General features: G+C 59.3%; 15 protein-coding genes. 9 read left to right on the top strand and 6 right to left on the bottom strand.

Translation table 11 applies throughout. The annotated features are described in order from the left end of the window. Nucleotide 1 precedes the first annotated feature (1 nt). From ACZ47E_RS14155 to ACZ47E_RS14145, 3 genes are all read right to left on the bottom strand, one after another. Nucleotides 2-1,042 (bottom strand): four-carbon acid sugar kinase family protein, encoded by a 1,041-nt coding sequence (locus tag ACZ47E_RS14155; RefSeq protein WP_022563324.1) that lies wholly within the window; start codon nt 1,040-1,042, stop codon nt 2-4. 185 nt (nt 1,043-1,227) lie between these two features. Beyond that, entirely contained in the window at nt 1,228-3,471 is a 2,244-nt protein-coding gene (locus ACZ47E_RS14150; RefSeq protein ID WP_022563323.1) for a polysaccharide deacetylase family protein, read from the bottom strand. 156 nt (nt 3,472-3,627) lie between these two features. Further along, on the bottom strand, nt 3,628-4,017 hold the full coding sequence (locus tag ACZ47E_RS14145) for an acyl-CoA thioesterase (RefSeq protein ID WP_004437343.1): 390 nt from the start codon (nt 4,015-4,017) through the stop codon (nt 3,628-3,630). Between the two features lie 174 nt (nt 4,018-4,191). Between ACZ47E_RS14145 and ACZ47E_RS14140 the strand changes: the two genes are divergently transcribed. Then, nucleotides 4,192-4,386 carry a hypothetical protein gene (locus ACZ47E_RS14140; protein WP_022563322.1) on the top strand — a complete coding sequence of 65 codons (195 nt, stop codon included), beginning with the start codon at nt 4,192-4,194 and terminating at the stop codon, nt 4,384-4,386. Between the two features lie 39 nt (nt 4,387-4,425). On the opposite strand, the gene ACZ47E_RS14135 is transcribed toward ACZ47E_RS14140, so the two are convergent. Beyond that, the gene (locus tag ACZ47E_RS14135) at nt 4,426-6,237 is read right to left on the bottom strand and encodes an ABC transporter ATP-binding protein/permease (RefSeq protein ID WP_022563321.1); all 1,812 of its coding nucleotides are present in this window, start codon (nt 6,235-6,237) and stop codon (nt 4,426-4,428) included. Continuing rightward, the gene (locus tag ACZ47E_RS14130) at nt 6,194-6,457 is read right to left on the bottom strand and encodes a hypothetical protein (protein WP_034500309.1); all 264 of its coding nucleotides are present in this window, start codon (nt 6,455-6,457) and stop codon (nt 6,194-6,196) included. Before ACZ47E_RS14130 ends, ACZ47E_RS14135 begins: the two co-directional genes overlap by 44 nt. 71 nt (nt 6,458-6,528) lie before the next feature. Here ACZ47E_RS14130 and ACZ47E_RS14125 point away from each other — a divergent pair, with 71 nt between their 5' ends. From ACZ47E_RS14125 to ACZ47E_RS14095, 7 genes are all read left to right on the top strand, one after another. Continuing rightward, nucleotides 6,529-9,855, top strand: coding sequence for a transglutaminase family protein (locus tag ACZ47E_RS14125; RefSeq protein ID WP_022563320.1), 3,327 nt, complete (start codon nt 6,529-6,531; stop codon nt 9,853-9,855). Nucleotide 9,856: 1 nt separating this feature from the next. Then, the gene (locus ACZ47E_RS14120; protein WP_022563319.1) at nt 9,857-12,262 is read left to right on the top strand and encodes a circularly permuted type 2 ATP-grasp protein; all 2,406 of its coding nucleotides are present in this window, start codon (nt 9,857-9,859) and stop codon (nt 12,260-12,262) included. 4 nt (nt 12,263-12,266) lie between these two features. Further along, the gene (locus tag ACZ47E_RS14115; protein WP_034500307.1) at nt 12,267-13,148 is read left to right on the top strand and encodes a transglutaminase family protein; all 882 of its coding nucleotides are present in this window, start codon (nt 12,267-12,269) and stop codon (nt 13,146-13,148) included. Nucleotides 13,149-13,314: 166 nt separating this feature from the next. Further along, a complete protein-coding gene (locus tag ACZ47E_RS14110; RefSeq protein ID WP_022563317.1) occupies nt 13,315-14,553 on the top strand; it encodes a vWA domain-containing protein in 1,239 nt (412 codons plus the stop codon). Nucleotides 14,554-14,677: 124 nt separating this feature from the next. After that, nucleotides 14,678-16,300 (top strand): ABC-F family ATP-binding cassette domain-containing protein, encoded by a 1,623-nt coding sequence (locus ACZ47E_RS14105; RefSeq protein ID WP_464016998.1) that lies wholly within the window; start codon nt 14,678-14,680, stop codon nt 16,298-16,300. Nucleotides 16,301-16,360: 60 nt separating this feature from the next. Then, nucleotides 16,361-17,353, top strand: coding sequence for a 2-hydroxyacid dehydrogenase (locus ACZ47E_RS14100; protein WP_022563315.1), 993 nt, complete (start codon nt 16,361-16,363; stop codon nt 17,351-17,353). Between the two features lie 127 nt (nt 17,354-17,480). Further along, complete coding sequence (locus ACZ47E_RS14095) at nt 17,481-18,629, top strand: alpha-hydroxy acid oxidase (protein WP_022563314.1); 1,149 nt, start codon at nt 17,481-17,483, stop codon at nt 18,627-18,629. Between the two features lie 27 nt (nt 18,630-18,656). On the opposite strand, the gene ACZ47E_RS14090 is transcribed toward ACZ47E_RS14095, so the two are convergent. Beyond that, a complete protein-coding gene (locus ACZ47E_RS14090; RefSeq protein WP_022563313.1) occupies nt 18,657-19,001 on the bottom strand; it encodes a hypothetical protein in 345 nt (114 codons plus the stop codon). A gap of 176 nt (nt 19,002-19,177) precedes the next feature. Here ACZ47E_RS14090 and ACZ47E_RS14085 point away from each other — a divergent pair, with 176 nt between their 5' ends. Further along, nucleotides 19,178-20,119: a bifunctional helix-turn-helix transcriptional regulator/GNAT family N-acetyltransferase gene (locus ACZ47E_RS14085; RefSeq protein ID WP_022563312.1), complete on the top strand. Its 942-nt coding sequence runs from the start codon at nt 19,178-19,180 to the stop codon at nt 20,117-20,119. The last annotated feature ends 12 nt before the right edge of the window (nt 20,120-20,131 follow it).

Here is a 20,131-nt window from a genome sequence, read left to right as displayed (position 1 = left end):
GTCAGCTCTCTCCAGCATCTGTCGCGCCAAGCATCATTTTCGCGATACGTTTCAATGTGTCAGCTTGCCCAAAACCGCCCGATTTCGCAATGATGCATTGGTTTCCCGCCCAGCCGACACCGAGGCCCGGCAGGCACTCGCCGGCAAGACGCAGCCGCAAAATGCCCATCGCCCGCAGCACCGCCTCGGCCGTTGCCCCACCCGACAGAAGCAGCCTGCCCGCGCCGGCCGTGAAGTGCGGAACGACCCCTTCCGCCAACCGGTCTGAAACTTCAAGCGAAGAAAGATACTCATTCCCCTGGGTTGCCTGAATGAGGGAAAGGTCGACGTCTTCCTCCGCGTCCAGAGGAACGGCACCGTTGGGCGCTTCAATGATCGACACCAGATCCGCGCTCTTGAGGACGTCAATCTGCTCCAACGTAATCGGATCGCGGGAACCGATGACAAAGATCCCCTTTCCAGGTGGAACGGTTGCAACATCGGGCAGGACGCGCGCCGACATCACCGCCGCCAGCGTCTCTGCAAGACCACGCGCGCCAATGAAAAGATCAATCCCTTCAGCCTGCGCGGCAGAAAGGGCCTGCCTGATATCCTCAGTCGTTCGCGTATCGGGTATCGAACAACGCAGGGCATGTCTTCCCAGTTTTTCATCAATCGCGATGGCGGTTTCAACCCCAAAGCCCGAGACGGCGCCGCCGCTGACGATACGTCCGAAATCCGGAATTGCCGGCACGACAAGAGCGCGCCGGAAAGAAATTGCATCCATTTCAGCCGCAATATGTCCCTTCAGGCGGGAATCGATCTTTTTGAACAGGATCGTGTCGGCTGGAACCAGTGCCAGTAGTTCCTGTGTGCGACGTCGGGCCTCGTCCGCCTTCCCATCGCGGCATCCAAGATTGACGCTGAGAACGGCAGGGGCAGCGGCCAGCGCCGCATGCACGCCTTCCAGCCCCGTTGCCACCTCTGTCACCATTCCGCGCCCGGCAAAGGGGGCGGCCGCGTCGAGCGCGCCAGTCAGATCATCGGCAAAAATCAACAGCACGGCATCGCCTTCGAAAAGTTGTAAGGTTTTACGTCGATAAATTTATTTATATTCAATAGATAAATAGATGTGAATAACAAAATTGATCGCACGGACCTTTCAAGTCGCCGGAGAGAAATGGAAAGCAAGATCAGCCATGCCCACCGGTAGCGGGGTGCCAGCAAGGATGACGAACCCTCGCGTCGCTAAACGAAGCGGAAAGGCAGACCGGAGATAAGGGCTTTGACGAAGCGCTTTTTCTGAAAGCGGCCGTTCAGTGAAACACGCGGCAAGAGTGTGGGCTTTTCGAGACTGCCGAGGCCGAGAACCCCCGCCTGTGTGGTGACTGCCGCGGAAAACCCTGCGTCCGATACCGCCTTCGCCTCGCGCTCGCCCACCGCCTTCGTCCAACCATAGGGATAAGAAAAGGAGCGCGGTGTATGGCCCGCATATTCCTCTACCCGGCGCTTCGATTCCGCAATCTCGTAAGCCAGGCGCTCAGCGTCGATCTTGCGCATATTCACATGGGTCATGGTATGGGCGCCGAGATGCACCAGAGGATCCTCCGACAGCGCCCTGAGTTCTGCAGCATCCATGATGAGTTCGTCCACGATGGCAACCGGATCGATTCCACACTGTCGAGCGGCGCGATCGATCCTCTCCACCGCTTCATCTTCGGCGGCACTTTGGACAAAATTTTCCAGCCGCGCGAATGCATCCGCTTTTTGCAGGGGCGTTCCGCATGTGACGTGCTCCGGCCCTGCCCCGAAATCGAAATCGAACGACGCCGCCTTCTGCGTCAACGCGGCGGCGGTCTCCCACCACAGGCCGCGTGTACGCTCGACAAAACCGGGCGTGATGAAGATCGTGTAGGGAATGTTATATTTGCGAAAGATCGGCGCGGCGTAGTCTGCGTTGTTGCGATAGCCATCATCAAGCGTGAAGGCACAAAACGACCGGTCTTCTCCGCTGCCGGCAAGCAGTGCCGGAAGATCATGCAGGTGAACGGGAACGAGACCCGATTCAAGCGCCGCCTGTACGGCCTCTTCGAGGAACTCCGGCGTGACGGACAATTGTACATTGGGCGCAAAAGCCGAAACAGCGCCGCCCGGACGCACGTGGTGAAGCGTGAAGATGACACCTCGCCCGGCAAGCGAAGGGAATGCCGAGCGGACAGCCGGAAGGGAACTCACCTCCAGCCCGGCCCTTATGACGGTGTATTTCACAAGGCGTTTTACCGGCTGCAGAAAAAGTCCCGCCGGTTGTCGCGACGACAGGCCGGGTAATATCCGCTTTTTCAACACCCTGAAGGCTGTCAGCGGCAGGTCGATCAGGCCCGGCAGCGGGTCATTCAGCGCAAATGCAGCCCAACTGCGGACCTTGGCGAGGGACGCAAGATAGTCGGCAGCCCGCACCTCCCCTCTCCGCCCCAGGGTAAATGCAGCAACAAGATCACGGACAAGATAGGACCACGACGTGCCGTTGCGGGCCTTGACCGGCTCGCCGGTCGGCTCTTCGTTGGCGGCACGCCACAACAATGCGCCAAGATCAATGCCGGCAGCAGAACAGAGGCCGAACCACGACCACGGACGCGGATTCACATCGAGAAGTTTCAGCGTCCCGTCCCGGTCATCGAACTTGAATTCCACCTCGACCAGTCCGCTATGACCGGCGGACCTCAATATTGTCCGGGCGGCATCGATCGCCGACGGGTTGTCGACAATCTCGACCCGAGTGCTGGTGTAACCGAAATCGACGGGATACTGACGGATGCGCCGGGCGGTGAATTCCGCCACTGGTTCTCCGTTCAGCCACAGGGCAGCATAGGAGAACTGGTTTCGTCCGCCACCTGGAATGAGTTCCTGCACCACCACATTGCCGGCGCCGATCTCTTCGCTGGCCTCGGCAAAGGCGGCTTTCAGGGCCTCCCGATCTTCGGCGCGGACGACCTTGGCGCGGGCGATCGCAGTATCGCCGCCGCCCATATTTGGCTTGAGAATGACGGGAAACAGCACGTCAAGCGCATCGATATCAGCGGCTGATGCCAGCGCATAGGTCCTGGGAATTCTGACGCCGAGTTCCGCCGCACGCCTGTATAGCAGCGGTTTTTCGCACAGCCATTGCAGCGCTGCCCAGTCCGGCAGAACGATCTTGTAGAGAGCCGAAAGTTCATCGTGATGCTGCGAAACGAGCTGAACCTCACCATCGCCGGATGGGACCAGCAGCCAACCCTTGAGATGATGCCTGTCGGCCATCTGCCGCAGGAAAGACATTGCCCCTGCGTCGTGCGGACCGGCCCAGCGTATTGTCTCCCGCACGAAACGCGACCAGCTGGGCAAGGGTGAGTCATGGGTGAGGTAATAAACAGGCACATTCAGGGCCCCGAGGCTGCGCGCGAGGGCGAGCGTGCCATGAGCGCCGCCGACAATAACAACACCTGGAATGGTCAAAGCCTGATCCCCGTCCTACTCCATATCTTGATCGCAAAAATTGATAAATAAATTCGGTATTTCCGAAATATGGGGGTCGCGGAAAGGCCAAGGCGCTTGCGCTGCCGGTCTCTCCACGATGCGTTCCGGACAGCATCCGGAAGGAAAATCAACGCCTCATACGTCTTTCCGAACCGGGCGCGGCTCACCGTTCTCATCGACGGCGACCATGATGAAGACGGCCTCCGTCACCTTTTCACGCGAATCCCGATAGTGCCGGCGCGTCCAGGCTTCGATCTTGAGCGTGACGGAGGTGCGGCCAATCTTTTCGATGCGGGTATAGACGCACAATGTATCACCGATCTTGACCGGCTTCTTGAAGACGATCTCGTTGACTGCGACGGTGACGGTTCGGCCCCCGGCCACATCATTGGCGCGGACGAAAGCGGCAAGGTCCATCTGCGACATGACCCAGCCGCCGAAAATATCGCCGGCCGGATTGGCATCGGCAGGCATGGCAAGCGTTCTGAGCGTCAGTTCCATATCGGCGGGCGGCTGCTGATCCATCTGTCAAATTCCTTTCACAAACCTCCCGCTGCCGGACTTAAACAACCGCACCCCTTCCGCCAATAGCCGATTTGTCGCGGCAGCCCTTCCAAAACCGCAAGGAATCACAGGGTCATCGTAAGCTTCGGTTAACCATGATGGGGCACGATTCCAAAAAAGCGCGGGGGCGTACAAATGGCCTATGACTGGAGTGGAAACAACACGATACAGCAGCGTTACGATCGTATAGTTCTGGCGGTCGCTAGCGTTGTCGCCATCAGCCTGGCAACAGGTACACTGGCTTTCCGCTCACAGGTGGAGCCGAACCACACCATAAGTATCGCCAAACAACAGCGGCTCAACTCTGAAAAATGGCATTTGCGGCTGTGATACGCCTCGATCGGCACACCCGGCAGCACGACCATTGAGCTATTGCGGGGCGCCGCCATCGCGCCTGTCCGTCCCGTCCTTCTGGGAGACGTGGTCTAGATGGGCGACCGCCGGAGAAAGAATCGACAGAAAAGTCTCGGACCGGCCGATATAAACAATCGCCGCGCCCTCGATCCCGCTCAAAACCCCGGCCAGCGTGTCCTGCGTCTGTTTTTCCAAGCCTTCCAGCAGATCGTCAATGACGATGAATTTCGGTTTCAGCAACAGCGCATTGGCAACCCGGATGCTGGCCTGTTCGTCCGAATCCAGTTTTTTGTCCCAACGGATGTTTTCATCAAGACGAGAGGCCATCTCGCCGAGACCCGATGCGGCGAGCGCCGAAACATAGTCCTCATCCGCAAAGCGCTGGGGTGCACGCGGATAAGCCATGATTTCGCGCAGCGTTCCTGCCGGTAGATAACCGTGCTGAGCAATGAAAAGCGTGTCGGTTTGATCCGGCATCTCTATCCTGCCCTGGCCCCAGGGCCACAGCCCCGCCATAGCTGCGAACAAAAGCCGCCGGTTCACACCCTGCTCGCCATTGATCATCAGCCGTTCGCCCGGCCCGACCTCGACATCCGCCTCATGCAGCATGAACCCGCGTTCAATATCCTGCCCGCCCGCATCGCGGCAGATCGTAACCGACTGAAGACGGATTCTGTCATTTTCCGCACTGCGTTGCAGATCGATCGTCAGGCCGTGCTGTTCCACGCTGTCCATCTGGATCAAAGCGTTCCGGAACACGGAGACACGCTGCAACGTCGCCTTCCAGCTGGCGATCGGCCCGAAATTGTCGATATACCAGCGTAGCGCCGTATTCACCTGATTGAAGGCGCCGACCGCCATCATCAGCCCGCCGAAAGTGAGATTGCCGGAAAAATAGACCGGAGCCGCGATCAGGATCGGCGCCACCACCGCGAGCCAGCCATATCCCGCCGAGACCCAGGTCAGATGTGTCAGCGCCATGGCGAGTCCCCGGATGACACCGAGGACGGCATCGATATCGACGCCAATCCGCCGCCTCTCATTTTTTTCGCCGCGCGCAAGGGCAATGGCGGCAAGATTTTCGCTCGCCCGCATTAACGAAAAGCGAAGCTCAGCCTCTTTGGAATAACGCTCCGCGTTCAGCCCCACCAGCCGATAACCGACGAGGTTGCTGAGCAGGGAAGCGGAACCGGCATAAAGGATTGCCGCCCAGACCATATAGCCGGGGATAGCATAGGTATCGCCGCTGATGGTAATGGCAAAGCCCGCCGAGAGCGACCAGAGGACACCGATGAAGCTGACAAGCAGGATCGTCGCGTTCACAAGACCGATCGAAAGCGCCGTACTGCTTTCGGCGAGGTTGCGGACATCGTCATGGAGCCGCTGGTCCGGATTGATGGCTATCGTGCCGAAACTGGCGAGGCGGGCGGCGCGACCCGGCTTCAGCCACTGGTCCACCATATCCTTGGCAAGACCCTCGCGCATGTTAAGCGCCGTCATCTGGTTGAGCCAGGTCTGAATGACGTTGAGGAGCAGCAACAGCCCGGCGATGACCGCGAAAACCTCGAGCTGATGAAGGAAGGCGTCGAGATCGCGCCGTTCCAGCGCGTTATAAAACGGCGCATTCCATTCATTGAGCCTGATCTGCCCGTAGGCCGTCAGCAATATCACCGTGAGAAGGGCCATCGACAGCAAGATCAGACGGTTGCGCACCGGCGATGTCCAGAAGGCGCGCCCCATCACGCGCAGCTGAGCCGGAAAATCGAGATCGAAGCCCGAAAGGTTAGCCGCGCCCTTGCGCTGATCGTCGCTTACCGATGTTGCCATTCATCCATTCCGAAACGTCAGTGGGCAAAGAAAGCCGGTCGCGATTCTGCGCCTTTCGATGCCAAGCAATAACACGCCGTTCGACCATGTCCACAATGCCGGCGAAATCTCCGCGGCGACAACCTGAAAGCCCGCGCAATTCTTCGTGCAGGCAAATGAAGCGGCTTCGACCAACAATGCGATTGCCCCAGGAAATGATCCTTGCTTTCTTTTCCTGCATTGCACAAAATCCGAGTAATTTCAGAGGGGCGGACAAACCGCATAAGCCGGAAAACCGGGCAAGGCAGATTAATGGCGATCAAAGCGAGCATCTATCATCTGACGCATTATAAATACGACAATCCGGTTCGCCTTGGACCACAGATCATCAGACTGAAGCCCGCCTCACATTCCAGAACCAGCGTCATCAGCCATTCTCTCAAGGTTTCACCCTCCAATCACTTCGTGAACCTTCAGCAGGATCCCTACGGTAATTACCTTGCCCGCTTCGTTTTTCCGGAACCGGTGAGCGAATTCAAGATCGAGGTCGATCTTGTCGCCGATATGACGGTTTATAATCCGTTCGATTTCTTTGTGGAGGAAGAGGCGACAAAGTGGCCCTTCGACTATCCGCAGGAACTGCGCGACGATCTCTCCATCTACATGAAGCCGGAACCGACCGGTCCTCTGCTCGCCGCCTTCATGGCCACTGTCGACCGCACTCCAGGTCAACAGACGGTGGACATGGTCGTCGGCCTCAACGCCCGCCTGCAGCAGGAGATCGGTTACGTCATCCGCATGGAACCCGGCGTCCAGACACCTGAGGAGACGCTTACTTCCGGCAAGGGGTCCTGCCGCGATACCAGCTGGCTGCTCGTGCAGGTCCTGAGGCATCTTGGCCTCGCTGCCCGTTTCGTGTCGGGATATCTCATCCAGTTGACACCGGACCTCAAGGCGCTGGACGGCCCATCCGGCACCGAGGTGGACTTCACCGATCTGCACGCATGGGCCGAGGTTTATATGCCGGGTGCGGGCTGGATCGGCCTCGACCCCACGTCCGGTCTATTGACCGGCGAGAGCCATATTCCTTTGGCGGCAACACCGCATTACCGCAACGCCGCGCCTATTTCTGGCGGCTATTACGGCCATGCCAACACGGAATTCGCCTTCGACATGCAGGTCCGGCGGGTTGCCGAGACGCCGCGCATCACCAAGCCTTTTTCGGACGAAAGCTGGGACGAACTCAATGCGCTCGGCCAGGAGGTCGATGAGGTTCTGAATACCCATGATGTCCGGTTGACCATGGGCGGCGAACCGACCTTCGTTTCCATCGACGATTTCGAATCCGATGAGTGGAACACCGGTGCGGTGGGGCCAACAAAGCGCGAAAAGGCCGACCTTCTGATCCGCCGCCTGCGCGAGCGTTTCGCACCGGGTGGGTTTTTGCATTACGGCCAGGGAAAATGGTATCCGGGCGAAAGCCTGCCGCGCTGGACGTTCTCGCTCTATTGGCGCAAGGATGGCCTGCCGATCTGGCAGAACCCGGCGCTTATCGCCGAGGAGGGCGCGAATACCGGCGCAAAGGCGGAAGACGCGCAGAAACTGCTGGGCGGCATCGCCTCCCATCTCGGCATCGAACGGGAGCTGGTGCTGCCGGCCTATGAGGATCCGGCGGAATGGATCATCAAGGAAGGAAGCCTTCCCGACAATGTTGACCCGTCAAATTCCAAGCTGAAGGACCCGGAGGAGCGAAACCGCATAGCCCGCGTCTTCGAGCGGGGACTGACGACACCGACCGGCTATATTCTTCCCGTTCAGGCGTGGAATGCGCGCGCCGCCGGCAAGCGCTGGATCAGCGAAAAATGGAAGACGCGGCGCGGTAAAATATTCCTCGTTCCGGGTGACAGCCCGGTGGGTTACCGCCTGCCACTGGGCACCCTGCCCTATGTGCCGCCATCCGCCTATCCCTATATTCACGAGGCAGACCCCTCGATCCCTCGCGGTCCGCTTCCCGACGTCTTCACGCCATCGGGCCGCGCCTTGCCCGAAGCTTCTTTCCATGCCAGCGAAGCCGCGGGGCAGGAACGCGTAGAGCAGACGATCGGCGAAATCGGCGGCGCGGTGCGCACCGCCATGTCGGTGGAACCGCGTGATGGCAGGCTCTGCGTCTTCATGCCGCCAGTGGAACGCATCGAGGACTATCTCGAGCTGATTGCAGCAGCGGAGGCGGCAGCGGCCGATCTTGGACTGCCAGTCCACATAGAGGGTTATGCGCCGCCGCATGATGAGCGTATCAATGTAATCCGCGTCGCGCCCGATCCTGGTGTCATAGAGGTCAACATCCACCCCGCTTCAAGCTGGAAGGACTGTGTCGACATTACCACCGCAGTCTACGAAGAGGCGCGCCAGTCACGTCTCGGTGCCGACAAATTCATGATCGATGGCCGTCATACCGGCACCGGCGGCGGCAACCATGTGGTGGTGGGCGGCGCCAATCCCAATGACAGCCCATTCCTGCGCCGACCCGATCTTCTGAAAAGTCTCGTGCTGCACTGGCAGCGGCACCCCTCGCTTTCCTATCTCTTCTCAGGGCTCTTCATCGGCCCGACGAGCCAGGCGCCACGTATCGACGAAGCCCGCCACGACAGTCTCTACGAACTGGAGATCGCGCTTGCGCAGGTGCCGCTGCCCGGTGAAGGCGTTCCGCCCTTGCCATGGCTGGTTGACCGCCTGTTCCGCAATCTTCTGACGGATGTAACGGGCAATACCCACCGCGCCGAAATATGCATCGACAAGCTGTTTTCGCCTGATGGACCGACCGGCCGCCTCGGGCTGGTGGAATTTCGCGGTTTCGAAATGCCGCCGAATGCGCGCATGTCGCTTGCCCAGCAGTTGCTGGTGCGTGCTCTCATTGCGCGTTTCTGGAAAAACCCGGCCGTCGGCAAATTCGTGCGCTGGGGCACGGCACTCGCCGATCGTTTCATGCTACCGCATTATATCTGGGCGGATTTCCTGGATGTGCTTGCAGACCTCAGGGAAAACGGTTTCGACCTGAAGCCCGAATGGTTCACCGCCCAGCAGGAATTCCGTTTCCCCTTTTTCGGGGAGGTGGAATATGAAGGATCAAAGCTGGAATTGCGCCAGGCGCTGGAACCCTGGCATGTGATGGGCGAACAGGGCGCCATCGGCGGCACCGTGCGTTATGTCGACAGCTCCGTCGAGCGCCTGCAGGTGCGGCTCGAAACGTCCAATCCCGCCCGCTACGCGGTGGCCTGCAACGGCCGCGCCGTTCCGCTGACTCCGACGGAAAACCGCAGCGTCGCGGTTGCCGGCGTCCGCTTCAAGGCATGGCAGCCCGCTTCCGGCCTGCATCCCGTGCTGCCCGTCAATTCACCCTTGACCTTTGACATTTATGATACATGGTCGAGGCGATCGATCGGCGGATGCATCTATCATGTTGCTCATCCAGGCGGGCGCAATTACGAGACATTTCCCGTCAACGGCAATGAGGCGGAGGCACGCCGCCTCGCCCGTTTCGAACCATGGGGGCATACGGCAGGGCAATATCCGCTTCGGGCGGAAACCGTGTCGCCAGAATTTCCGCTGACGCTCGATCTGCGCCGGCCTTACGGAGTATAAATTGTCTAAAGCCCCGGCAACGGAACGCAAGACGGAAACGAGCGCGCGACCAAGCGGGCTTGAATATTCGCCCTTGCCTGGCGTTGCCGACGAAATGCTCGATAACAACGGCGCGGTGAGACCGGTCTGGAAGACCCTGCTCGAGGCCCTCTCGCGCATGTCTGAGCGGGAGCTGCATGAGCGTTTTGCCCGCACTGACCGCTATCTGCGCGATGCCGGCGTGTTCTACCGCGATTACGGCAAGGGCAGCAGCGAAAGAAACTGGCCGATCTCCCATATTCCGGTGCTGATCGACGACCGGGAATGGACGGTTCTTGCCGAGGGGTTGAAGCAGCGCGCCAATCTTCTGGAAGCCATGGTCGCCGATTTTTACGGCGAAAACCGACTGGTGAAGGAAGGTTATGTGCCGCCGGCGCTGATTGCCTCGAATCCCGAATATCTGCGCCCCATGGTCGGCGTAAAGCCGGCAAGCGGTCATTACCTGCACTTCTGTTCCTTCGAGATCGGGCGTGGGCCAGATGGCAACTGGTGGGTGCTGGCCGACAGGACGCAGGCGCCCTCCGGTGCGGGTTTCGCGCTCGAAAACCGGGTAGCGACCACGCGTGCGCTCTCCGACATCTATGCCGAAACCCATGTTCACCGTCTGGCCTCGTTTTTTGGTGCTTTCCGCGACACGCTGCAGGCGCAAAGAAAACACCCTGACGACCGGATCGCCGTGTTAACACCCGGCCCGGCCAACGAGACCTATTTCGAACACGCCTATATCGCCCGTTATCTTGGCTTCATGCTGCTGGAGGGCGAAGACCTGACCGTTGTCAATGGCCGCGTCATGGTCAGAACGGTTGCCGGGTTGAAGCCGATCGGCGTCCTCTGGCGGCGTCTCGACGCATCCTATTCCGATCCGCTGGAGCTCAACCAGCAATCCCATATCGGCACGCCGGGCATGGTACAGGCATTGCGCAATGAAGCGCTCACCATCGTCAACGCGCTCGGCAGCGGAATTCTGGAAACGCGGGCGCTGCTTGCCTTCATGCCGCGCATCTGCCGCCACATTCTCGGCGAAGAACTGAAATTGCCGTCCATCGCCACCTGGTGGTGCGGACAGGAGGCTGAACGCCGTCACGTCGCCGGCAATATCGAAGGCATGGTCATTGGCCCGGCCTATTCCCGGCTTCCATTCTTCGACGATAACGGCCAGTCCGTGCTCGGCTCTTCCCTGAGAGAAACTGCAAAGGAATCGATCAGCGACTGGCTTGCCTCCGATGGCCACAGGCTGGTGGGCCAGGAAGTGGTGAAGCTTTCAACCACCCCGGCCTACGTCGACAACAAGCTCGTGCCGCGCCCGATGAGCCTTCGTGTATTTGCCGCCCGTACCCAGGATGGCTGGCAGATCATGCCGGGTGGCTTTGCCCGGATAGGCAGCGGTGACGACGTGTCCGCCATCGCCATGCAATCGGGCGGAAGCGCGGCTGATGTCTGGATCGTCAGCGACAGACCGGTGGAGCGCACCACGCTTCTGCCGGCGGAAGAGAGCTTCACCCGCAACATGCCGGGCAGCCTGCCAAGCCGCGCGGCCGACAATCTCTTCTGGCTGGGTCGTTATATCGAGCGCTCTGAAGGCGCCTTGCGCATCCTTCGCGCCTGGCATGGGCGTTATGCCGAATCCGCTGATCCGCGCCAGCCGCTGCTCGCGCATGTCACGCGGTATCTCGAAGCGCTTGATGTGGAGATGAACGATGCCGTGCCGGAAAGCCTGCTTACCAACATCAACAGCGCGCTTTATTCCGCCAGCAACATTCGTGACCGCTTTTCACCGGACGGATGGCTGGCGCTGAACGACCTTGCCAAGACGGCCCGCCGTTTCCACGCGAAAGTGGCTCCCGGCGACGACGCGACCCATGCCATGACGGTCCTCTTGCGCAAGCTTGCGGGCTTTGCCGGCCTGGTGCACGAAAACATGTATCGCTTTACCGGCTGGCGTTTCCTGTCGATCGGCCGTTATCTCGAACGCGGACTGCATATGACGCGTCTTCTCGGCCATATGACCGGCCCGGACGCGCCAGATGGATCCTATGACATGCTGCTTGAAATCGGCGACAGCGTCATGACCCATCGCCGGCGGTATAACGTCAATACGGCAGGTCTGACCGTGACCGATCTTCTGGCACTCGACCCGCTCAATCCCCGCTCGATCCTGTTTCAGCTGAACGAGATCCGCACCGAGGTGGAGCAGCTTCCAAACGCCTTCGTCAACGGCCAGATGTCGCCCTTCTACCGCGAGACGATGCGTCTGCATTCCGGGTTGGCGGTCATGACGCCGGAAAACATGAATGGCGCGATCTACCGCCAGCTCGAAACCGACATGGAGCATCTTTCCGATGTTCTGGCCCGGACCTATCTCGGATAATCCTATGCTCTATGATCTTTCCCTGCATATGGGTTACACCTACGACACGCCGGCACATGGCGCACGCCACATCATCCGCGTCCTGCCGCTCTCCATCCCGGGTCGACAGCGGCTCGTCGCCGGCTCCATCGACGTTTCGCCGACGCCGGAAGAACGGGCCGTCTTCGAGGATTTCTTTCATCTCTCGGCAACATCGGTGCATCTGCGCGCACCGCATGAAAAGCTCGATATTCGCATGCAGGCGCGGGTGATGGTGGAAGCCCCGGCATTGACGGCGGATTTTTCGCCCGAGCTTTCCCGCCTGCCGCAGGACCTCGCCGGTGTGTGGTCGCTCGATTTCCAGTCACCGCACCACTTTATCGGCGCTAGTCCAAGGATCGGAATGGACACGGCGATATCCGCCTATGCCCGGGAAGTGCTGAAGCCCGGAATGACCATTCGCGAAATTGCGCTCTCTCTGTGCAAACGGATCCATAAGGACTTCACCTATGACGGCGAGGCGACGACCGTTGATACGACACCTGCGGAAGCCTTCAAACTAAAGCGCGGCGTGTGCCAGGATTTTTCGCATATCATGATCATGGCCTTGCGCAGCCTCGGCATTCCCGCCGGTTATGTCAGCGGTTTCCTGCGTACCATTCCTCCGCCCGGCAAGGAACGGCTTGAAGGCGCCGACGCAATGCACGCCTGGGTGCGCATCTGGTGCGGCGAGGCTGCCGGTTATCTGGAGCTCGATCCCACCAACGACATCGTGGCGGGGAGCGACCATATCGTCGTCGGTTATGGCAGGGATTATTCCGATGTCGCCCCCGTTATCGGGGTATTGAAGAGCTACGGCAATCAGCAGATAAAACAGGCGGTCGACGTGATCCCCATCCAGCAATGACACAACTTGTATTATTCCAGACCTTCGCGACGACAATTCTTGAAAATACTTTGAAAGCTGCGTCAATTTGACCACTGCGTAAAATTGAACCGATCACCTTAGCGGATTTTACATCGTTTGCGGGTTTCCTGCGCTCAGTCGAATATTCTAATCGGTGAGCCCCCCTATGACCGCCTCCGCACCTGACAAATTGAAGCGCCGTTTCCTGACCGATAAGAGCGGCAATTTCGGCATCATGACGGCAATCCTGCTGCCTGTCTTGCTCGGTTTTGCCGGTGCCGGCATGGAGTTGGCGAATGTGATGCAGGTGAAAGCGGACATGCAGAACACTGCGGATTCAGCCGCCCTTGCGGCGGCAACCGAGGCGCGGCTGAAAAAGGGCGATCTGACGGATGAGCAGATCAAGGAAATCGCCAAGGGCTTCATTGCCGCGCAGATGGAAAAAAGCCTGACCGAAGAAGAAAAGAAGAAACTGGAGGAGAATTCTCCAACCAGCATCACGACGACGGAAAATGCCCGCGGCAAGACCTACACGATCGAAACCACGATCAACCACCAGGTTCAGCTCAATCCGCTGCTCGGGTTCATTGGCGCAAAAACACTCGATCTTTCGGTAACCGGCACCGCAAAGAGCACCGTCAACAAGGGTGCTCCGATCTCCATGTATCTGGCGCTTGATCGTTCCGGCTCGATGTCGTTCAAGACGGATACCGTCAATGCCGCAAAAAAGTCGTGCCCGAACTATACCGCCAGCAACTGGGGCAAGAGCGAAGCGCAGGTTACGTCCAGCCCCTGCTATGTCAACAAGGCCACGTCGCTCAAAACCGCGGTCGGATTTCTCGTCGCCACATTGAACAAGGCCGACCCGACCTACACTGCCAACGGCAGTTCGCAACTGGTGCGGACAGGTGCCTCGGTCTATACGCACGAGACCTATGCCGCCCAGCCCCTTAGCTGGGGCACGAGCAGTGTTGTCAGCTATGTGGACAAACAGATTCCGGAATTTCCCACCGGCGGCACGGACGCCCGCAGCAGCCTGAACGCCGCCTATAACGCACTCAAGAAAGCCAATCCCGACGAAGCGAAGGCACATAAAACGCAGGGGAACGAATCCTTCGAGCGCTATATTGTTCTGATGACCGATGGCGAAATGACGGGAAACAGCGCCTCGTGGAATTCCAGCATCGACCAGTCGGTGCGCACCACCTGCGAGACTGCCAAGAAAGATGGAATCAAGATTTTCAGCGTCGCCTTCATGGCGCCGGACAAGGGCAAGGCGCTGCTGCAATATTGCGCATCGAGCGCTGACAATTATTACGCCCCTGAAAACATGGAGCAGATCGTAACAGCCTTTGGCGAAATCGCCCGCAAGGCTGCAGGCAGCATAGCCACGCTCACCAACTGATCCGCTTCCGGCGCCGCCGCGCCGGAGCGCCTTCTCCGCTGCATGGCTGACAGAACATGTGCGGCAGGTGACAGCGGCGGCGGCCCGTGGCATAGGAGGGCCGCTCCCATTCACAGGCCCTGTCATGATCCGCATCGAAAACATCAGCAAGTCGAACAGTCACCGCATTCTCTATATCGAGGCCTCCGCCGCGCTCAATCGCGGTGAGAAGATCGGCCTTGTCGGTCCGAACGGTGCCGGCAAGACCACGCTTTTCCGGATGATCACCGGCGAGGAGCAGCCGGACGAGGGTCAGGTCGTCGTCGAGAAGGGCATGACGGTCGGCTATTTCGATCAGGATGTCGGTGAAATGTCCGGCCGCTCGGCCGTGGCCGAGGTTATGGAGGGTGCAGGCCCGGTCAGCGAGGTCGCGGCGGAGCTTCGGGAACTGGAAGCCGCCATGTCCGATCCCGACCGGATGGACGAGATGGACGCCATCATCGAACGTTACGGCGAAGTGCAGGCGCGGTACGAAGAGCTTGATGGTTACGCGCTGGAAGGCAGTGCGCGTGAGGTGCTGGACGGGTTGAGCTTCAGCCAGGAGATGATGGACGGCGATGTTTCCAAGCTTTCCGGCGGCTGGAAGATGCGCGTCGCGCTTGCCCGCATCCTTTTGATGCGGCCGGACGTGATGCTGCTCGACGAACCCTCCAACCATCTCGATCTTGAAAGCCTGATCTGGCTTGAGGATTTCCTGAAGAATTATGACGGCGCGCTGCTGATGACCTCGCACGACCGGGAATTCATGAACCGCATCGTGACCAAGATCATCGAAATCGACGGCGGCAGTCTCACCACCTATTCCGGCGACTACGGCTTTTACGAACAGCAGCGCGCGCAGAATGAAAAGCAGCAGCAGGCACAGTTTGAACGCCAGCAGGCCATGCTCGCCAAGGAAATCAAGTTCATCGAACGTTTCAAGGCGCGCGCCTCGCATGCCGCGCAGGTGCAGAGCCGCGTGAAAAAACTCGACAAGATTGATCGCGTCGAGCCGCCACGCCGGCGCCAGACTGTTGCTTTCGAATTCGCGCCGGCGCCCCGCTCGGGTGAGGATGTCGTGGCGCTGAAGAAGGTGAACAAGGCCTATGGCAGCCGCACCATTTATGGCGATCTCGACTTCATGGTGCGGCGCAAGGAACGCTGGTGCATCATGGGCGTCAATGGTGCAGGAAAATCAACGCTGTTGAAGCTCGTGACCGGCACGGCGGAACCGGATTCCGGCAAGGTTACCCTCGGCGCCAGCGTCAAGCTCGGTTACTTCGCCCAGCACGCCATGGATGTTCTTGACGGTGACAGCACCATCCTGGAATGGCTGGAAGAGCGCTTTCCAAAGGCGGGGCAGGCACCGTTGCGCGCCCTTGCCGGCTGTTTCGGTTTTTCCGGCGACGACGTGGAAAAACGTTGCCGCGTTCTTTCCGGCGGTGAAAAGGCCCGTCTCGTCATGGCTGCCATGCTGTTCGATCCGCCGAATTTCCTCGTGCTGGATGAGCCAACCAACCATCTCGATCTCGACACCAAGGAAATGCTGATCAAGGCCCTCTCGGATTATGAAGGCACGATGCTGTTCGTTTCGCATGACCGTCATTTCCTGGCCGCCCTTTCGAACCGGGTTCTGGAACTGACGCCCGATGGTATCCATCAATATGGTGGCGGGTACACCGAATATGTCGAAAGCACCGGACAGGAAGCCCCGGGCCTTCACAGCTGAGCCATCTGCCGAACGCACCGCCCTGTGACGGCAGCTTTCTTTTGGAGACTGGAGAAGCAGATGCGGATCGTGGTTTACAGCGCCAAGCCCTACGACCGGCAGTTCCTTGACGCTGCCGCCCACCCTGGCATGAAGATGCAATATTGCGAAGCGCGCCTGTCTGCCGAAACGGTGGCGTTGGCGGAGGGAGCGATGGCGATCTGTGCCTTCGTCAATGACGACCTGTCCGGACCGGTGCTCGAGAAACTTGCGGCAATGGGTGTGCGACTTGTCGCCCTGCGATGCGCCGGGTTCAATCAGGTGGACCTTCAGGCCGCCGAAAAGCTCGGCCTCACCATTGCGCGCGTGCCGGCCTATTCGCCTTATGCGGTGGCGGAACACACCATGGCGCTCATCCTGTCGCTCAACCGCAAGATTCACCGCGCCTATAATCGCGTTCGCGAGGGAAATTTCGCACTTGACGGGCTGCTTGGCTTCGATCTTCACGGGAAGACGGTTGGTGTTGTGGGGACGGGAAAGATCGGAGCGATCTTCACGCGTATCGCGGCCGGCTTCGGCTGCCGTCTGCTCGGCCACGATATCCGCCAGAATCCGGATTGCGTGGCGCTGGGCATGACCTATGTCACGCGAGAGGAGCTGTTCCGCGCGTCGGACGTACTCACACTGATGTGCCCGCTGACACCGGAGACCCGCCATCTCATTCGTAGCGAAACGCTGCCGCTGCTGAAAAAGGGCGTAATGCTCATCAATACCAGCCGCGGCGCCATCATCGACACGCAGGCCGCGATTGCCGGATTGAAAGACGGCACAATCGGTTCCCTCGGCATTGACGTCTACGAGGAGGAAGCCGATCTCTTTTTCGAGGATCTGTCCAATGACGTGTTGCGCGATGACGTTTTCGCGCGGTTGTTGACCTTTCCCAATGTTCTGGTAACCGGTCATCAGGGTTTCTTCACACAGGAAGCACTCACAAACATTGCGGTCACGACAATCGCCAACATTGCGAGCTTTCTTGATACCGGCAAGGCGCTGCATGCCGTCTCGAGGACCTAGGTCGCCGGGATCGCTAACCGCCTGAGAACTGCAAAATTCGCCCCGGACGCAATTGCCCGCCCCTGAGACCCGGTATAGGTTCACTCGATCTTTTTCGAGCTTTCAAAGCTGACCGGTCGGGCAACAGATGCAACTCAAAGACTGCTATAATTTCCACGATTTTCGCCGCATGGCCAAACAGCGTCTTCCCGGACCGATCTTCAACTACATCGACGGCGCTGCCGATGACGAGGTGACGTATCGACGAAACACGGCCGCCTTCGAAAAATGCGATCTGGTTCCGGACGTGCTGCGCGGCGTTGCCGATGTGGATATGTCTGTCACCGTCATGGGGCAGAAGCTGTCAATGCCGGTCTATTGTTCCCCGACGGCACTTCAGCGCCTCTTTCACCATCAGGGAGAACGGGCGGTTGCTGCGGCGGCCGGCAAATTCGGCACGATGTTCGGCGTGTCCTCTCTAGGCACCACAAGTCTGGAGGAAGCGCGCCGGATCAGCGGCGGGCCGCAGGTCTATCAGTTTTATTTCCACAAGGACCGTGGCCTCAACCGCGATATGATGGCGCGCGCAAAAAGCGCCGGTGTGGAAACCATGATGCTGACGGTGGACAGCATCACCGGCGGAAACCGCGAGCGCGACAAGCGCACCGGCTTTGCCATTCCCTTCAAGCTCAATCTTTCCGGCATTGCGCAATTTGCCATGAAGCCGGCATGGGGCATCAATTATCTGACCCATGAGCGCTTCAGCCTGCCGCAACTCGACGATCACATCAAGATGGACGGTGGAGCGCTCTCCATCAGCCGCTATTTCACCGAAATGCTCGATCCTTCCATGAATTGGGAGGACGTGGAGCAGATGGTGCGCGAATGGGGCGGACCTTTTTGCCTGAAAGGCATCATGTCGGTGGACGACGCCCGGCGTGCCGTCGAGATCGGCTGCAGCGGCATCGTGCTCTCCAATCATGGCGGCCGCCAGCTTGATGGTTCCCGCAGCGCTTTCGACCAGCTGGCCGAGATCGTCGATGCGGTCGGTGACCGGATTGACGTGATGATGGATGGCGGCATTCAGCGTGGCACCCATGTACTAAAAGCCCTGTCTCTGGGGGCAAAAGCCGTGGGGCTTGGCCGCTATTATCTTTTCCCGCTTGCCGCTGCAGGCCAGGCGGGGGTCGAGAGGGCCTTGGAAACAATGCGTATCGAAATCGAGCGCGGCATGAAGCTGATGGGCTGCACAACTGTCGAGCAGTTGACCCGCCGCAACCTTCGGTTCCGGGACTAGGGAAGCGTTCCACGATCTCAGGGCAGGTCAAAGCCTGCCACTGCCACCGCAGACCATTTCAGCCGCGTTTCGTTGATGTTCTTGAAGCGCAAGACCGATGTTCCAGGTGAGCGCCAGGGATACCAGCACGCAAATGCCACCGGAAATCAGCGAACGATGGCGCCTGGCGCCAGACAGAAACAGCCAGCCGATGACGGCATAGGCCAAAAACGCCGGCATAGCAGCGACAAGAACCGATAGGGGGCCGTCGCAATCGATAGCCTCGATACCGACGGCGCGATATTCATTTGGCGTTCCCACAAGCCCGAGGGCGGCGACGGGGAACATCGCAACCAAAACGGCATAACGGAAAAAGCGGGGCGTATCGGGCATATCTGCTCCCTGACCGGATTATTGACCTCCCTGGTGCGGCCAAGAGACGCTTTATCGGTGCATGGAAGGAGGATCGCCAATATTTGCCAAGAAAGCCAGTCCTTATGCCGAGATGGCCTTGGCAGACCGTTCCGCATGTGCATATGGTTGCATGATGCAACCATATTGGATTAACCATGCCTGAACAGCCCCTTCCCATACACGATATCCGCTCCATCTCGCGGCGGCTTGTTCGCGAACTCGGCTTTATGGGAGGAGATTTTGCCGGCACTGATCTGCCGCCCTCCGCCGTGCACGCGCTGATCGAGATCGAGGCGTGCCCGGGCATCACAGCTCGGGATCTGGCGAAGTTGCTCAGGCTGGAGAAATCGAGCGTCAGCCGAATGCTTCGCAAACTCGTCCTTTCAGGAGACCTCCTGGAGGAGACGGATATCGACGATAGCCGAATCAAACGGCTCCGCCTGACCAAACCCGGGCACAATAGGGTGGGAACCATTCACGCCTTCGCAAATTGGCAGGTATCGAGCGCCTTAACACGGATCGGCCCGGCGCAAGCTCTCACGGTTCTGGAAGGGCTACGCCTTTATGCCGATGCGCTGGGAGACAGGGGCGATGTCGCGGCTCCCGCCGTCGAGGTCATCGAAGGCTACAGGCCAGGGCTCATCGCTCGCATCACACAGATGCATGCGCTTTATTACGCCCGGACATCCGGCTTCGGCCAGCGTTTCGAATCCGTTGTAGCAGAGGGCCTCGCGGCTTTTTGCAACCGGCTGGACAGTCCGAAGAACGCGATCTGGCTTGCAATGCGCAGCCAGCAAATCATCGGCTCCATCGCGATCGACGGCGAAGATCTCGGAGCGGATATTGCGCATCTGCGCTGGTTTATTGTCGACGACGGTGTGCGCGGCAGCGGTGTCGGACGCAGACTGCTCGAAACAGCACTGGCCTTTGTCGACAAAAATGGCTTCGCCGCAACCCATCTCTGGACATTCAACGGTCTCTCGACCGCACGCCACCTTTACGAGACCCATGGTTTTACATGCGTCGAGGAATATCCGGGCAGCCAATGGGGAAGCGAGGTCTTGGAGCAACGCTTTGTCCGGCGGCGGCCCGGTTGATCGTCTGCACGT

This window comes from Agrobacterium sp. 5Ca39 (genome assembly GCF_055382365.1).
This window is presented reverse-complemented; position numbering and strand designations above follow the sequence as displayed.